Source organism: Stenotrophomonas sp. STEN225, from assembly GCF_056756445.1.
Map to the genome: position 1 here is coordinate 1 of NZ_JBRRBV010000027.1, position 21,644 is coordinate 21,644.

The following is a 21,644-nucleotide window of genomic DNA, read 5'->3' on the forward strand; positions in this document are numbered from 1 at the left end:
CCCCCGGGTCGCGCCGGCCCCGCCCCGGCGAATCGCCAATGGCCAGAAACAGAACGGCCCCGCTTTCGCGGGGCCGCTCCGTTTCACGCAGGCCGGGCGTGGCCCGGCACTACATCAGTCACGCACCGTGTGCGGCCAGCTGGCCCAGGCGCTGGACCGCGACCGAGACGGTCGGGTAGTCCAGGGTCTTCTGCTCGGCCAGTTCCGCCAGCATTGCCAGGGTGAAGCGCAGGCTGTTGTCATCGCGGCCCATCCATGCAGCCACCTTGGCCTCGGCACTGCCGCCCTTGGTGGCGAGCACCTGACCGGCCAGGTTGCGATGGTTGGCAGCCAGCTCGTCGCGCAGCACGCCGCGTGCCACCGCATGCCAACGGCCGTTGACTTCCAGTGCATCGACCTGCTCGAACAGCCACGGCAGCTGCAGGGCATCGCCCAAGCGGAAGTGCACCTTGGACACGTCCACCGGCTTCAGCTTGCGGGTACGGGCCAGTTCGATGATGTCGAACGCCGGTTCCAGGAAGTGCAGCTCGGACAGCTGCTGTGCCAGCGCGGACGGCAGACCCTTCTCCTTCCACTCGGCCACCAGCGCCTCGTAGGTCGGACGCTGCGAGTCCGGCAGCACACCCGACGCGACACGGATGTCGTTGAACGGGCCCTGATAGCGGTTGACCGCTTCAGTGATGCCCGGCATCGCACCCGGACGCGACAGCAGCCAGCGCACGAACGAACGCTGCAGCTTCCAGATCACCTCCAGCGCGTCGATCTGCACCGACTCCGGCACCTTGCCGTCGAGGGCGTCGATCTGCGCCCACAGCGCGCGCGCATCCAGCGTCTCGCGGCTGATGGTGTAGGCCTTGGCGACCTCGGCGATGGAGCGGCCGGTGTCTTCCTGCATGCGCATCAGGAACGTTGCGCCCATGCGGTTGATGGTCTGGTTGGTCACCGCCGTGGCGATGATCTCGCGCTTCAGGCGGTGACGCTCCATCGCATCGGCGTACTTCTTCTGCAGCGGCGTGGGGAAGTAGCGCAGCAGCTCCTTGGAGAGGTACGGATCTTCCGGAATATCCGACTCCAGCAGCTGGTTGAACGCCACCAGCTTGGAGTAGGACAGCAGCACCGACAGCTCCGGACGGGTCAGGCCCTGGCCGCGCGCCTTGCGCTGAGACAGCTCGGCATCGGATGGCAGGAACTCGATCTGCCGATCCAGCAGCCCCTGCTGTTCCAGGGTGCGGATGAAGTGCTGCTTGGAACCCAGGCGCTTGACCGCCATCCGCTCCATGAGGCTCAGCGCCTGGTTCTGGCGATAGTTGTCGTTGAGCACCAGGTCGGCGACTTCATCGGTCATCGAGGCCAGCAGCTTGTTGCGCTGGTCGACCGTCAGCTTCTTCGCCCGCACCACATCATTGAGCAGGATCTTGATGTTGACTTCATGGTCCGACGTATCCACGCCGGCCGAGTTGTCGATGAAGTCCGTGTTGAGCAGCACGCCGGCCTGCGCGGCCTCGATACGGCCCAGCTGGGTCATGCCGAGGTTGCCGCCCTCGCCCACCACCTTGCAGCGCAGCTCGCCACCGTTCACGCGCAGTGCGTTGTTGGCACGGTCGCCGACATCGCTGTGCTGCTCGCTGGCGGCCTTCACGTAGGTGCCGATGCCGCCGTTCCACAGCAGGTCCACCGGTGCCTTCAGGATCGCGCTCATCAGGTCGTTCGGCGACAGCGCCTTGACGTTCTCGTCCAGGCCCAGCGCTTCACGCACCTGCGGGGTGATCTCGATCGACTTCAGGCTGCGCGGGTACACGCCGCCGCCCTTGCTGATCAGCTTGGCGTCGTAGTCTGCCCAGCTTGAACGCGGCACGGTGAACATGCGCTCGCGCTCGACGAACGAGGTCGCCGCGTCCGGGTTCGGGTCAAGGAAGATATGGCGGTGGTCGAATGCCGCGACGAGACGGATGTGGCGCGACAGCAGCATGCCGTTGCCGAACACATCGCCGGACATGTCGCCGACGCCGACCGCGGTGAAGTCCTGGCTCTGGCTGTCACGGCCAAGCGCACGGAAGTGGCGCTTGACCGACTCCCATGCACCGCGCGCGGTGATGCCCATGCCCTTGTGGTCGTACCCCACCGAACCACCGGAGGCGAACGCATCGCCCATCCAGAAGCCGTGCGCGATGGCCAGGCCGTTGGCGATATCGGAGAAGGTCGCCGTGCCCTTGTCGGCGGCCACCACCAGGTACGGATCGTCCATGTCGTGCCGCACGACATCCACCGGCGGCACGATCTTGTTGTTGACGATGTTGTCGGTGATGTCCAGCAGGCCCTGGATGAACAGCTTGTAGCAGGCCACGCCGTTGGCGAAGATCGCGTCGCGGTCGCCGTTCACCGGCGGGGTCTTGGCGAAGAAGCCGCCCTTCGCACCGACCGGCACGATGACGGTGTTCTTGACCATCTGCGCCTTGACCAGACCCAGCACTTCGGTACGGAAGTCTTCGCGACGGTCCGACCAGCGCAGGCCGCCACGGGCCACCGCGCCGAAGCGCAGGTGGGTACCTTCCACGCGCGGACCGTAGACGAAGATCTCGCGGTACGGACGCGGCTTAGGCAGGTCCGGCACCAGCGCCGAGTCGAACTTGAAGCTGATCACATGGCCGTGCTGGCCATTGGCGTCGGTCTGGTAGTAGCTGGTACGCAGGGTGGCATCGATCACGCCCATGAACGAACGCAGGATGCGGTCTTCGTCCAGGCTCGACACGCGGTCCATCAGCTTCAGCAGCGCATCGCGCGCGGCCTGCATCTGCGCGTCGCGGTCACCCTTGCGGGCATCGACCACGGTCTTGAGCACCTTCAGGGTGGCCTCGTCGCCGGCGGCCAGCACATCGAAGTGGGCCTTCAACTGGGCCTGGCCGGCCGCGATGTCGTCCTTGCTCTCGTGGCCGGTGGCCGGATCGAAGCGCGCTTCGAACAGTTCGACCAGCAGGCGCGCCAGCAGCGGATAGCGGGCGAACGTGCCTTCCACGTACGCCTGCGAGAACGGCACGCCGGTCTGCAGCAGATACTTGCAGTAGCCGCGCAGCATGGCGACCTGGCGCCAGTGCAGGCCGGCGGCCAGCACCAGGCGGTTGAAGCCATCGTTCTCGGCATCACCGTGCCAGACGCGGGCAAAGGTTTCGCCGAATGCTTCGTCGACGCTGGCGGCATCGATCGCACCGGCCGTCGATTCGACCTCGAAGTCCTGCACGTATACCGGAGCGTTGTCGACGGACAGGCGGTACGGGCGCTCGGCGATCACGCGCAGGCCCATGTTCTCCATCATCGGCAGCGCGTCGGACAGCGGAATGTCGTCCAGCTGGCGGTACAACTTCAGGCGCAGGCCATCGCCGCTTTCGCGCGGCACCGCCTGCAGGCTCAGGCGCAGATCGTCCGGACCGGTCAGCGCGTCGAGCTGGCTGACGTCGTTGGCGGCAACTGCGGTGCTGTTGTCTTCGATGTAGCCGGCCGGCAGTGCCTTGCCGATGCGGGCCGCGATGCGCAGGCCTTCGCTTTCGCCATGACGGGCCACCAGCGCTTCACGCAGGTCGTCCTGCCAGTTGCGCAGCACCTGGGCGAGCTTGCGCTCCAGTTCGGCGGTATCCACGTCAAGCATCTCGCCGGGCTTCGGGCGCACGATCAGATGCACCTGCGCCAGCGGCGATTCACCCAGCACCACCGAGCTGTCGACGTACTCGCCATGCAGCGCTTCCTTCAGCATCGCTTCGATGCGCAGGCGCACGTCGGTGTTGAAGCGCTCGCGCGGCAGGTAGACCAGCGCGGAGATGAAGCGGCTGTACTTGTCACGGCGCAGGAACAGGCGGCTGCGCACGCGCTCCTGCAGGCCCAGCACGCCCATCGCGGTGCGGAACAGTTCGTCCTCGCTGGACTGGAACAGTTCTTCGCGCGGCAGGGTTTCCAGGATGTGGCGCAGTGCCTTGCCGCTGTGGCTGGACGCGGCCAGGCCGGACTGCTTCATCACGTATTCGTGGCGCTGGCGCACCAGCGGGATTTCCCACGGGCGGCGGTTGTAGGCACTGGAAGTGAACAGGCCGAGGAAGCGCTGCTCGCCGATGATCCTGCCCTTGGCGTCGAATTCCAGCACGCCGATGTAGTCCATGTAGCCGGCGCGGTGCACGCGGGAGCGCGCATTGGTCTTGGTCAGGATCAGCGCGTCCTTCAACCCCGACGTGGCGTTGAGGCCCTGGGCGGCGAGCGTCTTGACCGGGCGTGCGGCGGACTTGTCCTTGCCGCGCATCAGGCCCAGGCCGGTCTCGTTCAGCGGCGCCAGCACGTCTTCCTTGCCCTGCTTCTCGACGCGGTACTCGCGGTAGCCGAAGAAGGTGAAGTGGTTGTCGGCGGCCCAGCGCAGGAACTCCTGCGCTTCCCTGCGCGAGGCATCGTCGACCGGCAGCGCACGGCTGCCCAGATCGTCGGCCAGTGCCAGTGCCTTGTCCTTCATCGGCTGCCAATCGCGCACGATCGCCCGCACTTCGTCCAGCGCCTTGCCGATGGCCTGCTCGATGGCGGCCATGGCATCGGCCGGCTGGCGGTCGATCTCCAGCAGCATCACCGATTCGGCCTCGCCCTCGCCGACCTTGACCAGCTTGCCGGCCTTGTCGCGGGTGAAGCGCAGCACCGGGTGGCCGAGCACGTGCACGCCCACGCCCTGTTCGGCCAGTGACATGGTCACGGTGTCGACCAGGAACGGCATGTCGTCGTTGATGATCTGCAGCACGGTGTGCGGCGATTCCCAACCGTTCGCCTTCACCGTCGGATTGAACACGCGCACGTTGGCCTTGCCAGCCTTGCGGGCACGGGCGAACTCCAGCGTCTCGGCCGCGAGCGCGGCCCACTCTTCAGCGCTGTGGTGCGGGAACTCGTCCGCCTCCATGCGCTTGTAGAAGTCAGCGGCAAACGCCACTGCTTCGGCCTGGGCGGCCGCCGGGTAACGCTTGCGCAAGGCCGTGTATACCGGCTCCAGGGAGAAACCAGCGGTCACTGCGACCTCCGACTCAGCTGGTTTGGTCTTGTTTTTCACGGTCTTGGCTGCGGTTTTTTGCGGTTTCATGGCAGAGCGATGCGCTTGCTCAGTTGGGAAAATGAAATTGTAGCCCTCCCGCGCGAAAAGGCCTTGCTGCAGGACGGAATAAGCAGATTCGGGTTTGCTGCGGTTTAGACGCCTATTCAGTTCGCCCAGGTACGGAGCGAGCGGGGGGCGGCCGCCTTGCCGACAGGATCGGCAAAGCGTGTTACCGGAAGACACACGCGGGAACGTCGTTTCGATTCCACAATCCTGAACTGGACGGTATAGTCCACCGCGTGAACCCGGCCTACTTCCCCGTTGCCCTCGATGCGCGCGATGAGCGCGTGTTCGATGCCGTGCGCGAACTGCTGGCCCGGCAGGGCATGCAGATGAGCATGGATGCGGTGGCCCAGCAGGCCGGCTGCTCCAAGCAGACCCTGTACTCGCGCTATGGCAGCAAGCAGGAACTGCTGCGGCGGGTGATGCAGCGGCATGTGGGACACGCGACGGGGGCAATGCTGCGTGCACTCCGCAGTGACGACCTGCGTGCCAGCCTGTTGCAGTTCGCCATCGACTTCCTGGAGCATTTCAACCAACCGCATGTCGGCCAGGCCTGCCGGCTGATCGCTGCAGATGCCGCCCAGTTCCCCGAAGAGGCCCGGGCGCTGTACCGGCATGGTGCTGGCGCGCTGACACTTCATCTTTCTGAATGGATTGAAACCGTTTGCAGGCGTGGCCTGCTCCGGCATGACGACCCGCACTTCATGGCCGAACTGCTGCTGAGCATGATCGCCGGTCAGGATTTCGACAAACAGCGCTTCCATACCCCCCATCGTGATGACGCGCTCCTGCGTCGGCGCTGGGCAGAGTTCTCCGTCGACAGCTTCCTGCGCGCGTTTGCGCCGCAACCGTCGCCGGCCCCGTCTACAAACCAACCCCGGAGTTCCTCCTGATGACCGCCCCACTCCGCACCCTTGCCTTGACGTGCGCCGTTGCTGTCGCGCTGGCTGCCTGCAAGAAACCGGAACAGCAGACACCCCCGCCGCCGGAGGTGGGCGTGATCGATGCGAAGCCGCAGACCCTGCCGCTGCAGCGCGAGCTGGTCGGCCGCCTGTCGCCGTTCCGCAGTGCCGATGTCCGCGCACGCGTGCCGGGCGTGCTGCTCAAGCGCGTCTACCAGGAAGGCTCCCAGGTCAAGCAGGGGCAGACCCTGTTCCTGATCGACCCGGCACCGCTGCGCGCCTCGCTGAACGCGTCCGAGGCCCAGCTGGCGTCGGCGCGCGCCACCTACGCCAACGCCAAGGTGGCGGCCGATCGTGCCCGCTCGCTGGCACCGCAGCAGTTCGTCTCCAAGTCCGACCTGGACAACGCCGAATCGGCCGAGCGCACTGCGTTGGCCGCGGTCAAGCAGGCCGAAGCGGCGGTGACCTCCTCGCGGATCAATCTGGGCTACGCCGAAGTGACCGCGCCGATCAGCGGCGTGGCCAACAAGCAGCAGGTGACCGAGGGCGCACTGGTCGGCCAGGGCGACGTGACCCTGCTGACCACCGTTGACCAGCTCGATCCGCTGTACGTCAACTTCTCGCTCAGCGTGGACGAGCTGACCCAGCTGCGCGCGCAGCAGGCCAAGGGCGCCCTGGCCCTGGCCGGCGACGGCAAGGCCACCGTCAACGTGAAGCTGGCCGATGGCAGCACCTACAGCGAGCCGGGAACCCTCGACTTCTCCTCGACTACGGTCGACCCGGCCACCGGCGCGGTGTCGCTGCGTGCGCTGCTGCCCAATCCGCAGCAGATCCTGCTGCCGGGAGCCTTCGTCAGCTTCCAGGCCAACCTCGGCGAGCGCAACAATGCCTACCTGGTGCCGCAGCAGGCGCTGCTGCGCGACACCACGGGCGGCTACGTGATGGTGGTCGGTGCCGATGGCAAGGTGGCGCGCAAGAACGTCAAGACCGAAGGCGCACAGGGCGGCAACTGGCTGGTCAGCGATGGCCTGGCCGCCGGCGACAAGGTGATCGTGGCCGGCGTGCAGAAGGTCAAGGAAGGCAGCCCGGCCGTCGCCAAGCCCTGGACCCCGGGTCAGGACGCCGCCGGCAAGCCCGCCGCCGGCGGTGCCGGCCCGGCCGCACCTGCCGCTGCCGCCGACAAGGCTCCGGCCCAGACCGACGCAGCCGACAAGGCCGCGCCGGCCGCCACCGACTCGAACAAGCAGTAACGGGAACCTTCCGTCATGCCTAAATTTTTCATCGAACATCCAGTCTTCGCCTGGGTGGTAGCGATCCTGATCTCGCTCAGCGGCGTGATCGCGATCCTCAACCTGGGCGTGGAGTCCTATCCCAACATCGCTCCGCCACAGGTGACCGTCTCGGCCACCTATCCGGGCGCCAGCGCGGACACCACCGAAAAATCGGTCACCCAGGTGATCGAGCAGCAGCTGACCGGTATCGATCACCTGCTGTACTTCAGTTCTTCGTCCTCGTCCAATGGCCGTGCGCAGATCACCCTCACCTTCGAGACCGGTACCGATCCGGACATCGCCCAGGTGCAGGTGCAGAACAAGGTGTCGCTGGCGACGCCACGACTGCCGTCGGAGGTGACCCAGCAGGGCGTGGTGGTGGCCAAGGCCAATGCCGGCTTCCTGATGGTCGTGGCCCTGCAGTCGGATACGGCGGCGATCAACCGTGACGCGCTGAACGACATCGTCGGTTCGCGCGTGCTCGACCAGGTCTCGCGCATTCCCGGCGTCGGCAGCACCCAGCAGTTCGGTTCCGAGTACGCCATGAACATCTGGCTGAACCCGGAGAAGATGCAGGGTTATGGTCTCTCGGCCAGCCAGGTCCTGGCTGCAGTGCGCGCGCAGAACGTGCAGTTCGCCGCCGGTGCACTGGGCTCGGACCCGTCGCCGGAAGGCCAGCACTTCACCGCCACCGTGTCGGCTGAAGGACGTTTCAGCTCGCCGCAGGAGTTCGAGAACATCATCCTGCGCGCCAACGCCGATGGCTCGCGCGTGCTGCTCAAGGACATCGCCCGCGTCGCCTTCGGCGCCAACAACTACGGCTTCGACACCCAGTACAACGGCAAGCCGACCGGCGCCTTCGCCATCCAGCTGCTGCCGGGCGCCAACGCCCTGAACGTGGCCGATGCGGTGCGCGCCAAGATGGACGAACTGCAGCCCAGCTTCCCGGCCGGCGTGACTTGGTTCTCGCCGTACGACAGCACGACCTTCGTCAAGATCTCGATCCAGGAAGTGGTCAAGACGCTGTTCGAAGCGGTGCTGCTGGTGTTCCTGGTGATGCTGATCTTCCTGCAGAACTTCCGCGCCACCCTGATCCCGACCCTGGTCATCCCGGTCGCTCTGCTGGGTACCTTCCTGGGCATGTGGATGATCGGATTCACGATCAACCAGCTGACCCTGTTCGCGATGGTGCTGGCGATCGGCATCGTGGTCGACGACGCCATCGTGGTGATCGAGAACGTCGAACGCATCATGAGCGAGGAAGGCCTGGCGCCGAAGCCGGCCACGCAGAAGGCGATGACCCAGATCACCGGCGCGGTGGTGGCGATCACCGTCGTGCTGGCAGCGGTGTTCATCCCGTCCGCACTGCAGGGCGGTGCCGCCGGCGAAATCTACAAGCAGTTCGCGCTGACCATCGCCATCTCGATGGCGTTCTCGGCCTTCCTGGCGCTGGGCTTCACCCCGGCGCTGTGCGCGACCTTCCTGAAGCCGACGCACAACGACAACCCGAACATCGTCTACCGCACCTTCAACAAGTACTACGACAAGATCAGCCACACCTACGTAGGCCACATCACCTCGGCGGTGCGCCATGCCCCGCGCTGGATGATCCTGTTCGTGGTACTGACCGCGCTGTGCGGCTTCCTGTTCACGCGCATGCCGGGCAGCTTCCTGCCGGAAGAAGACCAGGGCTATGCGCTGGCGATCGTGCAGCTGCCCCCGGGCTCGACCAAGGGCCAGACCAACGAGGTGTTCGCGCAGATGCGCGGCATTCTGGAAAAGCAGGATGGCTTTGAAGGCATGCTGCAGGTGGCCGGCTTCAGCTTCGTCGGTTCCGGCGAGAACGTGGGCATGGGCTTCATCCGCCTGAAGCCGTGGGAAGAACGCGAGTTCACCGCGCCGGAGTTCATCCAGAACATGAACGGCGCGTTCTACGGCATCAAGGAAGCGCAGATCTTCGTGGTCAACCTGCCGACAGTGCAGGGCCTGGGCCAGTTCGGTGGCTTCGACATGTGGCTGCAGGACCGCAGTGGTGCCGGCTACGAGCAGCTGACGCAGGCCCGCAACATCCTGCTTGGCCAGGCGGCGCAGAAGCCTGAAGCACTGGTTGGCGTGCGTCCGAACGGCCTGGAGAACGCTCCGCAGCTGCAGCTGCACGTGGATCGCGTGCAGGCGCAGTCGATGGGCATGTCGGTGTCGGACGTGTACAGCACCATCCAGCTGATGCTGGCGCCGGTGTACGTCAACGACTTCTTCTACGAAGGCCGCATCAAGCGCGTGACCATGCAGGCCGATGGCCCGTACCGCACCGGCCAGGAGTCGCTGAAGAGCTTCTACAGCCCCTCCAGCCTGACCACCAACGCCGACGGCACCAACGCGATGATCCCGCTGAGCACCGTGGTCAAGTCCGAATGGGTGTCCGCATCGCCGTCACTGAGCCGCTACAACGGCTATTCGGCGATCAACATCGTCGGCTCGCAGGCGCCGGGCACCAGCTCGGGTGAGGCGATGCAGACCATGGAGAGCATCGTCAACAACGACCTGCCGGCCGGCTTCGGCTACGACTGGTCGGGCATGTCCTACCAGGAAATCCTGGCCGGCAACGCAGCGACGCTGCTGCTGGTGCTGTCCATCGTGGTGGTGTTCCTGTGCCTGGCGGCGCTGTATGAAAGCTGGTCGATTCCGGTGGCGGTGCTGCTGGTGGTGCCACTGGGCGTGCTCGGTGCCATCGGCCTGTCGATGATGCGTGGCCTGCCGAACGACCTGTTCTTCAAGATCGGCCTCATCACCGTTATCGGCCTGGCGGCGAAGAATGCGATCCTGATCGTGGAGTTCGCGGTGGAGCAGCGTGCGGCGGGCAAGAACCTGCGCGATGCCACCATCGAGGCGGCACGCCTGCGCTTCCGCCCGATCCTGATGACGTCCTTCGCGTTCATCATGGGCGTGATCCCGATGGCGATCTCCAGCGGCGCCGGCGCCAACTCCCGTCACGCCATCGGTACCGGCGTGATCGGCGGCATGCTGTTCGCCACCCTGCTCGGCCTGCTGATGATCCCGGTCTTCTTCGTGGTCGTGCGGCGCATGCTCGGCGACAAGCTGGACGAGCCGTCGAAGGAATTCCTCAGCCGCCAGCGTGAGGGCGAAGCAGCGCATCGTCCGGATCGCTGATCCACCCTGCGCTGCAACGAAAAGGCCCCGGAGCGATCCGGGGCCTTTTTTGTTTATCGCGGGGGGATGCCAGAGCAGATCAGCGCAGCAGCGCGACTGCCACGCACACCGCCAGCAGAACCAGCGCGGCCCATTGCATGGGTACGAAGAAGAAGTGGTGGGGCGCAGTTTCCCCTTTCTGCCGGGGAGTACGGTTGAGCCACAAGCCCAGCAGCACGTTCACGGTTGCACCAATGCCTGCCCCCAGCAGCACCTGGGGCAGCGGGATGTTGCCCCGGGGGCCATCGTGCGGGAAGAGGTAAGCCAGCAGCAGGATCGCTGCGATCGGCGTCACCAGTGTCAGGATTCCCCAACCTCGATAGATCATCTCTGCAGAACCTGTAAAAAAGGCCCTGCATTGGAACAGATCGGCATCGCCCGACCAACAGGCCCGTGCATGCAGGGCATGGATCTACCGGCTGCGCCGCTGTTGCAGCGGCGCAGCCGTTTCGACTCAGCGCAGCCCGGTCTCGTTGCGGGCGATCACCAGGCGCTGGATCTCCGAGGTGCCCTCGTAGATCTCGGTGATCTTGGCATCGCGGAAGTAGCGCTCCAGCGGCATTTCCTTGGAGTAGCCCATGCCACCATGGATCTGCACGGCCTGGTGGGTGATCCACATCGCCGCTTCCGACGCCGTCAGCTTGGCGATGGCCGCTTCATTGCTGAAACGCTTGCCCTGGCCCTTCACCCATGCCGCGCGCAGCGTCAGCAGCAGGGCTGCGTCCAGCTTGCACTTCATGTCGGCGATCTTGGCCTGGGTCATCTGGAAAGTACCGATCGGCGCGCCAAACGCCTTGCGCTCCTTCACATACTCCAGCGTCGCTTCATAAGCGGCACGGGCGATGCCGATGGCCTGCGATGCGATGCCGATGCGCCCGGCATCGAGCACGCCCATGGCGATCTTGAAGCCCTCGCCCTCCTGGCCCAGCACCTCTTCCGGCTGGGCGACGTAATCGTTGAATTCGATCTCGCAGGTCGCCGAGGCACGGATGCCCAGCTTCGGCTCGGTCTTGCCACGGCCGAAGCCGGCCTTTTCGGTGTCGACCAGGAAAGCCGTGATGCCACGCGCGCCCTTGTCCGGCTCGCTCATCGCGAACAACACGATGTACCGGGCCACCGGGCCGGAGGTGATCCAGCTCTTCTTGCCGTTGATGACGTAGGTGCCGTCGGCCTGCTTGACCGCGCGGCAACGCATGGCGGTCGCATCCGAACCGGACTGCGGCTCGGTCAGGGCGAATGCACCGATGGCCTCGCCCTCCGCGATGGCGCGCACGTACTTCTGCTTCTGCTCCTCGCTGCCGTGGGTCAGGATGCCGTTGCAGAACAGCGAATTGTTGACCGACATGATGGTCGAATGGGCCGCGTCGCCAGCGGCGACCTCCACCATCGCCAGCACATACGCGATCGGATCCATGCCGGCGCCGCCGTATTCGGTCGGTACCTCGATGCCCATCAGGCCGTTCTCGCCCAGCAGGCGGATGTTCTCCAGCGGGAACTCGCCGGTACGGTCATGATGCTCCGCGCTCGGGGCGATCTTCTCCTGCGCGATGCGCCGCGCCACGTCCTGCAGCATCAACTGCTCTTCAGTAAAGCTGAAATCCACAACACCCTCCCGGGTACATGAGGTTATGGCCGCGCAGCGCGCGCCCAGGTGTGCCGATTGTACCGGGGCCCGGGGAGTTTCCATACGCCACCGACTTGACCACGGCGGCCGATCCAGCGAATATATCTCTATATCGCGATAGGTAGATATTCATGGATCTGGAAGACTGGTCAACCCGCCTGAAGGTGTTCGCCGATGCGACGCGGGTGCGCCTGCTGGCGCTGCTGGAGCAGGAAGAGCTGACCGTGGCCGAGCTTTCGGCGATCACCCGGCTGGCCCAGCCGCGCGTGTCCACTCACCTGGCGCGCCTGAAGGAAGCGGGCCTGGTCCGCGACCGCCGCGCCGGCGTGTCGGCCTACTACCGCTTCGACGAAGCGCAGCTGGATCCGGCGCAGCGCGCATTGTGGCATGCCTTGAGCAACGGAAGCGACGATCCACTGCTGCGACAGGACGCTGAACGGGTCGCCGCCGTGCTGGCCAGCCGCGCCGCGGACCAGAACTGGGCCGACAGCGTGGCCGGCGACATGGAACGTCACTATTCTCCGGGCCGCACCTGGGAGGCGCTGGCGCGTACCGCCCTGCCCCTGCTGGAAACCGGCGACGTGCTCGATATCGCGTCCGGCGACGGCGTGCTGGCCGAACTGGTGGCACCGCATGCCAAGCGCTACATCTGCATCGACACCAGCGCGCGCGTGGTGGCCGCTGCCAGTGAACGCCTGCGCCGCCTGCCCAATGTGGAAGTGCGCGAGGGTGACATGCATGCCCTGCCCTTCAAAGACCGCAGCTTCGACCTGGTGGTGCTGATGCACGCACTGACCTACGCCAGCAAGCCGGCGCAGGCCGTCACCGAAGCCGCGCGCGTGCTGCGCCCGGGCGGCCGCCTGCTGCTGTGCAGCCTGGCGCGCCACGAACACAAGGCAGCGGTGGAAGCCTATGGTCACGTCAACCTGGGCTTCAGCGACAAGGAACTGAAGAAGTTCGTCGACAAGGCCGGCCTGCAGGTTTCCAGCCTGGAGACGGTCACCCGCGAGAAGCGGCCGCCGCACTTCGAAGTGATCTCGCTGATCGCCAACAAGCCCTGAGTCCGGAATCATCATGCCCGTCCTGCCCTGGTTGCACCCCGAACGTGCCAATGCCCTGCTGGGCGCGCTGCGCGAGCGGATCCTGATCATCGACGGAGCGATGGGCACGATGATCCAGCGCCATGGCCTGCAGGAAGGCGACTACCGCGGTGAGCGTTTCGCCGATGGCTACGATCACCTGCACGGGCCGGGCTGCGACCACGCCGCGCCGCAGGGCCACGATCTGAAGGGCAACAACGACCTGTTGCTGCTCACCCGGCCGCAGGTCATCGCCGACATCCACACCGCCTACCTGGAAGCCGGCGCGGACCTGGTGGAAACCAATACCTTCAACGCCACCTCGGTCAGCCAGGCCGACTACCACCTCGAGCATCTGGTGTACGAACTGAACAAGGCCGGCGCCGCCGTGGCCCGCGCCTGCTGCGATGCCGTTGAAGCCACCACGCCCGGCAAGCCGCGCTTCGTGATCGGCGTGCTTGGCCCCACCAGCCGCACCGCATCGATCAGTCCCGACGTCAACGATCCGGGCTTCCGCAACACCAGTTTCGATGAGCTGCGCGACACCTACCGCGAAGCCATCGATGGCCTGATCGACGGCGGCGCGGACACCCTCATGGTCGAAACCATCTTCGACACGCTCAACGCCAAGGCGGCGCTGTATGCGGTGGAGGAAGCCTTCGATGCGCGCGGTGCGCGCCTGCCGGTGATGATCTCCGGCACGATCACCGATGCCTCCGGCCGCACCCTGTCCGGCCAGACCGCCGAAGCCTTCCACGCCTCGCTGGCACACGCGCGGCCCCTGTCGATCGGCCTGAACTGCGCGCTGGGTGCCGATGCGATGCGCCCGCATGTCGAAACGCTGTCGCAGGTTGCCGACTGCCATGTCAGCGCGCATCCCAATGCCGGCCTGCCCAATGCCTTCGGCGAGTATGACGAGACCCCCGAAGAAATGGCGGCGACCCTGCGCGGTTTCGCCCGCGATGGCCTGCTCAACCTGGTCGGCGGCTGCTGCGGGTCCACCCCCGACCACATCCGTGCCATCGCCCAGGCGGTGGCCGGCCTGCCACCGCGTGTCCTGCCGGACCGCCAGGACCAGGCGGCATGAACGTCGCCGCCACCGTTCCGCACTTCCCGCCCTGCCGTTGCTGAGCCACTGCCTGCCATGACGCCTGTCCGCCCCACCCGCCTGTCCGGCCTGGAACCGCTGGTCATCACCCCGGACCTGCTGTTCGTCAACGTCGGCGAGCGCACCAACGTCACCGGCAGCGCGCAGTTCCGCAAGCTGATCAAGGAAGGCCGCTACGAGGAGGCCGTGGACGTGGCCCGGCAACAAGTGGCCAGTGGCGCGCAGATCCTCGACGTCAACATGGACGAGGGCCTGATCGACTCCGAGGCGGCGATGACCCGCTACCTCAACCTGATCATGTCCGAGCCCGACATCGCCCGCATTCCGGTGATGGTCGACTCGTCCAAATGGAGCGTGATCGAAGCCGGCCTGAAATGCCTGCAGGGCAAGAGCGTGGTCAATTCGATCTCGCTGAAGGAAGGCGAGGCCCTGTTCCGCGAACACGCGCGCAAGGTGCTGCGTTACGGCGCGGCAGCGGTGGTGATGGCGTTCGACGAAAGCGGCCAGGCCGACACCTGTGCGCGCAAGGTCGAGATCTGTACGCGCGCCTACCGCATTCTGGTCGATGAGATCGGCTTCCCGCCACAGGACATCATCTTCGACCCGAACATCTTCGCTGTCGCCACCGGCATCGAGGAGCATGACAACTACGCGGTGGACTTCATCGAAGCCACGCGCATCATCAAGCAGACCCTGCCGCACTGCCACGTCTCCGGCGGCGTTTCCAACGTGTCGTTCTCGTTCCGTGGCAACGAAACGGTGCGCCAGGCGATCCATTCGGTCTTCCTGTACCACGCCATCGCCGCCGGCATGGACATGGGCATCGTCAACGCCGGTGCCATGCCGATCTATGACGAACTGGAGCCGGACCTGCGCGAGCGCGTGGAGGACGTGATCCTCAACCGCCGCCCCGACGCCACCGAGCGCCTGCTGGAGATTGCCGAACGCTACAAGGGCAGCAAGGGCAAGGTGAAAAGCGAAGACATGGCCTGGCGCGCCAAGCCGGTCGAGCAGCGCCTGGCCCACGCCCTGGTGCACGGGCTGGATGCGTTCGTGGAAGAGGACACCGAGCTGGCACGGCAGGCCTCCAGCCGTCCACTGGACGTGATCGAAGGGCCGTTGATGGATGGCATGAACGTCGTCGGCGACCTGTTCGGTGCCGGCAAGATGTTCCTGCCGCAGGTGGTGAAGTCGGCCCGCGTGATGAAAAAGGCGGTGGCCTACCTGCTGCCCTATATCGAGGCGGAGAAGGCCCGCAGCGGTGACACCGCCAAGAGCAACGGCCGCATCATCATGGCCACCGTGAAAGGCGATGTGCACGACATCGGCAAGAACATCGTCGGCGTGGTCCTTGCCTGCAACAACTTCGAGGTGGTCGATCTGGGCGTGATGGTGCCGGCGCAGAAGATTCTCGATGCGGCCCGCGAGCACAAGGCCGACCTGATCGGCCTGTCCGGGCTGATCACGCCGTCACTGGAGGAAATGAGCCATGTCGCCCGCGAGATGCAGCGCCAGGGATTCGACCTGCCATTGCTGATCGGCGGCGCCACCACCTCGCGCGCGCACACGGCGTTGAAGATCGACCCGCACTACCATGCCCCTACGGTGTGGGTGAAGGATGCCTCGCGCGCGGTGGGCGTGGCCCAGTCGCTGATCTCGCGCGACCTGCGCGCGGGCTTCGTTGCTGCCAATGAAGCCGACTACGCCGAGATCCGCGCCCGTCACCGCAATCGTGGCGATGCCAAGCGGCTGGTCTCGCTGGAGCACGCGCGCGGCCAGAAATTCCAGGGCGGCTGGGACAGTTACGTGCCCCCGGTTCCGAACCAGCCCGGCCTGCATGTGTTCGAAGACTATCCCCTGTCGGAACTGGTCGACTACATCGACTGGACGCCGTTCTTCCAGGCTTGGGAACTGGCTGGCAAGTATCCGGCCATCCTCACTGACGAGATCGTCGGCACCCAGGCCAGCGAGCTGTACCGCGACGCCCGGGCGATGCTGGCGCGCATCGTCGCGGAGAAGTGGCTGACCGCCAAGGCAGTGTTCGGCCTGTGGCCGGCCAACAGTGTCGGTGACGATGTCCGCGTGCAGCATCCACAGGGCGAGACCACCCTGCACTTCCTGCGCCAGCAGGTCGACAAGCCGGCCGAGCGCCCCGACTTCTGCCTGGCCGATTTCATCGCACCGGCCGACAGCGGGCGACAGGACTGGATCGGTGCGTTCGCGGTCACCGCCGGTATCGGCATCGATGCCCATGTCGCGCGCTTTGAAGCCGAGCACGACGATTACAACGCGATCCTGCTCAAGGCCCTGGCCGACCGCTTCGCCGAAGCACTGGCCGAACGCCTGCACCAGCGGGTGCGCACCGAGTTCTGGGGCTATGACCGCACCGAAGCGCTGGACAACGATGCGCTGATCGACGAGAAGTATCGCGGCATCCGGCCCGCCCCCGGCTATCCAGCGTGCCCGGAGCACAGCGAGAAGCGCCGCCTGTTCGATCTGCTGCAGGCGGAAGCCAACGCGGGCATGACGCTGACCGAGAGCTTCGCGATGCTGCCCACCGCGGCCGTCTCCGGCTACTACTTCAGCCATCCACAGAGCCAGTACTTCGTGGTCGGCCGCCTCAGCCGCGAACAGGTGGGCGACTACGCGCGGCGCAAGGGCGTGGATCGCGCCCAGGCCGAGCGCTGGCTCGCATCCAACCTCGACTACGATCCCGAATAGACCGCGCAGAAACAGCAACGCCGGGCATTGCCCGGCGTTTCCGATCACTGCGGTGCAGGCTTACCAGACCAGGTCATCCGGCACCTGGTACTGCGGATCGGCGTAGGGATCGTCCTCGGCCGGGGCATCCGGATCGACCTTCAGCGCCACCGAGGCCGCGAACACGGCTTCGGCCTGGTTCAGCACCTCGGCGGTGACCAGCAGATAGCGGCCATTGAGCTGCACCACGCCCAGCTCGCCGGCATTGAGCGCGGTCAGCTGTGCCGCGGTGACATAGATCCGCTTGATCTTGCCGCCATACGGGAAGTGCCGCGCGATGTCGGCCGCCTCGTCATTCAGGCCCTTGTCCTTCAGCAGGACTTCCAGCTTCGCCTTCGCCTCGCGGCGCTGACGCGCTTCCTCCTGCTTCAGGCGCTCGGCTTCGATGCGCTCTTCCTTCTCCTTCTGGGCACGGATGGCATAGGCCTTGGCCAGATCCATCTCCTCGGCACTGCGCGGCCTGCGCGGGCCCTGTCCACGGTGCTGCCCCGGCTTGCCCGGCGCACCACCGGGACCGCGACGCTCACCGGGCGTGTGCTCGCCCTTGCCTGCGCCCTGCGGCTTTCCATTGCCGTTGCCGCCCTTGCCCTGCGGGCGGCCATCACGGCGGGGGCCATCATTCTTGCGCTCGGGCTTGGGCGCGGGCTTGAAGCCCAGGCCCAGCAACTGGTCGCGGAGGGTATCGCTCATAGATAAGGGTATGGATCAGTAGTGCGGCGGCGGCGGTTCGCTCGCCGGATCGGAGGAATTCAGTGCGTTGCGGACCTTGCCCAGGTCTTCCAGCAGCACGCGCAGCACATCGGCGTTGCGGGTGCCCTGCATCCGGGCATCGGCCAGTGCGTCGCTCAGTTCGGCCAGCGCGTGTTCCTGGAAGGACACACGCATCTCCAGCTCGACCAGGCGCGCTTCCAGCGCCTGCTCGCGTTCGGTCGGCAGCTCAGACATGCAGTGAACGCCCCCGGCCGATGCCGTAGTACGCCAGGCCCGCCGCTTCGACCTCGGCGGGGTCGTACAGGTTGCGGCCGTCAAACACCACCGCGTCCTTCAGCCGTTCGCGCAGCATCGAAAAATCAGGGCTGCGGAACTGCTTCCATTCGGTCACCACGATCAACGCATCGGCGCCCTGCAGCGCGTCATCGGCGCTGTCACAGAACACCAGATCATCGCGCTCACCGAAGATGCGCTGCGCTTCGTGCATGGCTTCGGGGTCGAACGCACGTACGGTCGCCCCACCCTCCCACAGCTGCGCCAGCAGGCGGCGGCTGGAGGCCTCGCGCATGTCGTCGGTATTCGGCTTGAAGGCCAGCCCCCACACGGCGAACGTCCTGCCGCGCACGCCCTCGTCCTCGCCCTTGTCATAGTGGCGCTGGACCAGGGCGAACAGGTGGCCCTTCTGCGCATCGTTGACCGCTTCCACCGCGTTCAGCAGCTTCGGCTCCAGGCCGCTCTGCTGGGCGGTGCGGGCCAGCGCCTGCACATCCTTGGGGAAACACGAGCCACCGTAACCGGCGCCCGGATAGATGAAATGCCAGCCGATGCGCGGGTCCGAGCCGATCCCCTGGCGGACCTGCTCGACGTCGGCGCCGACACGCTCGGCAATGTTGGCGATCTCGTTCATGAACGAAATCTTGGTCGCCAGCATCGCGTTGGCGGCGTACTTGGTCAGCTCGGCCGAGCGTACGTCCATCTCCACCACGCGGTCGTGGTTGCGGTTGAACGGTGCATACAGGCGACGCATCACCGCCACCGACTCGTCGCTGGTGGCACCGATGATGATGCGGTCCGGTCGCATGCAGTCGGCGACCGCGTCGCCTTCCTTCAGGAACTCCGGGTTGGAGACCACATCGAAGGCGATGTCGGCGCCGCGCGCCGCGAGTTCGTCGGTGATCGCTGCACGGACCTTGTCGGCGGTGCCGACCGGCACCGTCGACTTGTTGACCACCACGGTCGGCACGCTCATGTGCCGGCCGATGGTGCGGGCCACGGCCAGCACGTACTGCAGGTCGGCGCTGCCATCCTCGTCCGGCGGCGTGCCCACGGCGATGAACACCACCTGGCCATGCGCGATCGCCGCGGCCGCATCAGTGGTGAACGCCAGCCGCGCCGCAGCGTGGTTGGCCTTCACCATCGGCTCCAGGCCCGGCTCATAGATCGGGATGATGCCCTGGTTCAGGCCATCGACCTTGCCCTGGTCGATATCGACGCAGATCACCTGGTGGCCGACATCGGCCAGGCAGGTGCCCGTCACCAGGCCGACGTAACCGGTACCGAAAATCGCAACGCGCATGTCCGTGCAGGCTCCGTGGTGGCTTACGGCAGGACGCCCAGCAGTTCGACGTCGAAGGTCAGCGTGGCGTTCGGACCGATCGGGCCGCCCGGGGTGCCGTTCTCACCGTAGGCCAGCTCGCCCGGGATCCAGAAGCGGTACTTGGAGCCGACCGGCATCAGCGCGACGCCTTCGGTCCAGCCCTTGATCACCTGGTCCAGGCCGAACTCGGCCGGGCCACGGCTGGCGGAGCTGTCAAAGACGGTGCCGTCGAGCAGCTTGCCTTCGTAGTTCACGCGCACCTTGCTGGTCGGCAGCGGACGCTCGCCGCTGCCCGGGCGGATCACCTGGTACTGCAGCCCCGAGGCCGTGGTCACCACGCCCGGCTGGGTCTTGTTCTTGGCCAGGAATGCGTTGCCTTCCTGACGGTTGGTCTGTGCAGCCTGGGCAGCCTTGGCCTGCATTTCGGCCTGCTTGGCGCCCATGAACGCCTGGATGGTGGCCGTGGCGTCAGCCTCGGTCATCTTCGGCTGGCCCTTGCTCAGACCAGTGCTGATTGCGTCAAACAGCGACGCAACGTCAATGTCGTCCTTCAGCTGTGCCAGCGACGGACCCACCGAGTAGGAGCCGATCATCTGTGCGACCTTCACCCGATCGACCTTCGGCGGCTGAGAGCCCGGCGCAACGCCCGGCACCTGCTGGCCGCTGCGGGCCATCACGACCTGGCGCAGGGCGGCATCGGTGGCCTTGGCCTGCTCCTGGGTGATCTGCGGCTGCAGGCCTTCGAACGAACGCTCCACGGCCGTGCGCAGGGCAGCGACGTCGATTTCATCGGCGATCGGGGTGAACGACTTGGCGACATCCAGGCCGATGGCGTAACCGAGCTTCTGCTTGGGGGAATTCAAGGTTGCGGTCTCCTTGGCGGCTGCGGGGGCCGCCGGTTGTTGCGACAGAGCGACACCCGAAGTGCCCATCGCCAGAATCAGAACCGACGCCGCTGCGCCGCGCATTCCCATCTTCATTCGCTGCATTCCTGGAAGTGACTGGGCGCCGACGTCGGCGCGAAAAGAAGCATTGTCGCACGCATGCCGTCGATGTCGAGGCATCCGTGCCGGATATCAACGCGTGGCGGCGGGCGCGGCCAGTGCCTTGTCGATGGCCGCGATCAGCTGCGGATCATCCGGCGTGACCTTGCTGGCGAACTGGGCGATGACCCTGCCGTCGCGGCCGACCAGGTATTTGTGGAAGTTCCAGCCCGGCGCCACGCCGGTTGCCGCGGTCAGGCGCTGGTACAGCGGGGTGGCCTGCGCGCCGACCACGTGGACCTTCTCGAACATCGGGAACTTCACGCCATAGGTCAGCGTGCAGAATTCCTGGATCTGCGCTTCGTCACCGGGTTCCTGGCCCTTGAAATCGTTGGACGGGAAGCCGAGGACCGCGAACCCGCGGCGTGCATAGCGCTGCTGCAGCGCTTCCAGGCCTTCGTACTGCGGCGTGTACCCGCACTTGCTGGCGGTATTGACCACCAGCAGCACCTGGCCGTGATAGCGCTGCTGCAGGTTGACCTGCTGCTTGCCGGCCAGGGGCCGGTAGTCCACATCCAGCAGATCGGCGGCCAGGGTGAGGCCGGGAAGGGCCAGCCCGGCCAGCAGGGTCAGCAGGGAAAGACCGCGCAGGCGGCGCGGGAAGACGGTCGGCAGGGGCATCGGAGCGGTCCGCGGTGGCCATTCACAGGGCCCGGCCGGGAGCGGCCGGGAATCGGCCGAACTATAGCACCGGCCCCGGGGGCACCCCGCCGCGCGACCGCCCCGGCGCTTTGCGCGGATTGGCGGCAACGCAGCCGGAGCCAGAAGCTGGCCGGTGCTTGACATAGCATGGACGCAGCTGAATGGAAACGACGCGACGGCCCGCGCCCACCGAGCATCATTCCGCATTCAAATCAATGGCTTGCAGAATTGCGTCTATGCCATGACACCCCCTGCCATCAGTTGGGTCATGTCGGGGGTTGCACGTCGGCGTGCCGGTGTTATAGTTGCATACAACACCAGTCACCTGAGACAGGGGGTATGCCATGAACACCCGGATGCATCGCAACGTCACCGCTCCCGCGATCACCGCCGTTTCGACCCTGCTGGTGATGGCGTGGCTGGCCTCGCCACGCGCGCCCGCCGCCCCCTCTCTGTCCGATACCCCGCAGGACGCGCCCACTCCCACGGCCGGGACGCCGGAAGCTTCACCCTCCCCCCCGCGTCGGCTGCACAGCTCCCTGTCCATGCCGTATTTCTCGTTCGCACAGCCGCTGACCCCACGGAGCTGA

15 protein-coding genes are annotated in these 21,644 nt (G+C 66.1%); 7 read left to right on the forward strand and 8 right to left on the reverse strand.

The window, feature by feature from the left end; all coding sequences use genetic code 11:
* Positions 1-118 precede the first annotated feature (118 nt).
* Complete coding sequence (locus ACVOJ1_RS18275; RefSeq protein ID WP_065182907.1) at positions 119-5,095, reverse strand: NAD-glutamate dehydrogenase; 4,977 nt, start codon at positions 5,093-5,095, stop codon at positions 119-121.
* A 251-nt stretch (positions 5,096-5,346) separates the two neighbouring features.
* Here ACVOJ1_RS18275 and ACVOJ1_RS18280 point away from each other — a divergent pair, with 251 nt between their 5' ends.
* Genes ACVOJ1_RS18280 through ACVOJ1_RS18290 form a run of 3 tightly spaced genes read left to right on the forward strand, consistent with a single transcriptional unit; the run spans position 5,347 to position 10,451 of the window.
* Positions 5,347-6,003 carry a TetR/AcrR family transcriptional regulator gene (locus tag ACVOJ1_RS18280; RefSeq protein WP_053515419.1) on the forward strand — a complete coding sequence of 219 codons (657 nt, stop codon included), beginning with the start codon at positions 5,347-5,349 and terminating at the stop codon, positions 6,001-6,003.
* Entirely contained in the window at positions 6,003-7,262 is a 1,260-nt protein-coding gene (locus tag ACVOJ1_RS18285) for an efflux RND transporter periplasmic adaptor subunit (RefSeq protein WP_053515418.1), read from the forward strand. Before ACVOJ1_RS18280 ends, ACVOJ1_RS18285 begins: the two co-directional genes overlap by 1 nt.
* Before the next feature lie 15 nt (positions 7,263-7,277).
* Positions 7,278-10,451: a multidrug efflux RND transporter permease subunit gene (locus ACVOJ1_RS18290; protein ID WP_053515416.1), complete on the forward strand. Its 3,174-nt coding sequence runs from the start codon at positions 7,278-7,280 to the stop codon at positions 10,449-10,451.
* A gap of 79 nt (positions 10,452-10,530) precedes the next feature.
* Here ACVOJ1_RS18290 and ACVOJ1_RS18295 read toward each other — a convergent pair whose 3' ends face one another.
* Entirely contained in the window at positions 10,531-10,818 is a 288-nt protein-coding gene (locus ACVOJ1_RS18295) for a hypothetical protein (protein ID WP_053515414.1), read from the reverse strand.
* A 126-nt stretch (positions 10,819-10,944) separates the two neighbouring features.
* Positions 10,945-12,093 (reverse strand): acyl-CoA dehydrogenase family protein, encoded by a 1,149-nt coding sequence (locus ACVOJ1_RS18300; protein WP_197601329.1) that lies wholly within the window; start codon positions 12,091-12,093, stop codon positions 10,945-10,947.
* A gap of 152 nt (positions 12,094-12,245) precedes the next feature.
* Here ACVOJ1_RS18300 and ACVOJ1_RS18305 point away from each other — a divergent pair, with 152 nt between their 5' ends.
* From ACVOJ1_RS18305 to metH, 3 genes are read left to right on the forward strand one after another with little or no spacing between them, the layout of a single operon-like run.
* Positions 12,246-13,175 (forward strand): ArsR/SmtB family transcription factor, encoded by a 930-nt coding sequence (locus ACVOJ1_RS18305; RefSeq protein ID WP_053515410.1) that lies wholly within the window; start codon positions 12,246-12,248, stop codon positions 13,173-13,175.
* Between the two features lie 13 nt (positions 13,176-13,188).
* Positions 13,189-14,280: a homocysteine S-methyltransferase family protein gene (locus tag ACVOJ1_RS18310; RefSeq protein WP_065176054.1), complete on the forward strand. Its 1,092-nt coding sequence runs from the start codon at positions 13,189-13,191 to the stop codon at positions 14,278-14,280.
* Between the two features lie 57 nt (positions 14,281-14,337).
* Positions 14,338-17,022: a methionine synthase gene (metH, locus tag ACVOJ1_RS18315; protein ID WP_346480746.1), complete on the forward strand. Its 2,685-nt coding sequence runs from the start codon at positions 14,338-14,340 to the stop codon at positions 17,020-17,022.
* Between the two features lie 60 nt (positions 17,023-17,082).
* Here metH and ACVOJ1_RS18320 read toward each other — a convergent pair whose 3' ends face one another.
* The 5 genes from ACVOJ1_RS18320 to ACVOJ1_RS18340 form a co-directional block, all read right to left on the reverse strand.
* Positions 17,083-17,751: a DUF2058 domain-containing protein gene (locus tag ACVOJ1_RS18320; RefSeq protein ID WP_346480747.1), complete on the reverse strand. Its 669-nt coding sequence runs from the start codon at positions 17,749-17,751 to the stop codon at positions 17,083-17,085.
* Positions 17,752-17,766: 15 nt separating this feature from the next.
* The gene (locus tag ACVOJ1_RS18325) at positions 17,767-18,006 is read right to left on the reverse strand and encodes a SlyX family protein (RefSeq protein WP_053515402.1); all 240 of its coding nucleotides are present in this window, start codon (positions 18,004-18,006) and stop codon (positions 17,767-17,769) included.
* The gene (locus tag ACVOJ1_RS18330; RefSeq protein WP_053515400.1) at positions 17,999-19,348 is read right to left on the reverse strand and encodes a UDP-glucose dehydrogenase family protein; all 1,350 of its coding nucleotides are present in this window, start codon (positions 19,346-19,348) and stop codon (positions 17,999-18,001) included. The genes ACVOJ1_RS18325 and ACVOJ1_RS18330 overlap by 8 nt, the downstream gene beginning before the upstream one ends.
* A 23-nt stretch (positions 19,349-19,371) precedes the next feature.
* On the reverse strand, positions 19,372-20,349 hold the full coding sequence (locus ACVOJ1_RS18335) for an FKBP-type peptidyl-prolyl cis-trans isomerase N-terminal domain-containing protein (protein WP_065176057.1): 978 nt from the start codon (positions 20,347-20,349) through the stop codon (positions 19,372-19,374).
* A gap of 96 nt (positions 20,350-20,445) precedes the next feature.
* A complete protein-coding gene (locus ACVOJ1_RS18340; RefSeq protein WP_053515396.1) occupies positions 20,446-21,033 on the reverse strand; it encodes a glutathione peroxidase in 588 nt (195 codons plus the stop codon).
* Positions 21,034-21,398: 365 nt separating this feature from the next.
* On the opposite strand from ACVOJ1_RS18340, the gene ACVOJ1_RS18345 reads away from it, so the two are divergent.
* Entirely contained in the window at positions 21,399-21,644 is a 246-nt protein-coding gene (locus ACVOJ1_RS18345; protein WP_053515394.1) for a hypothetical protein, read from the forward strand.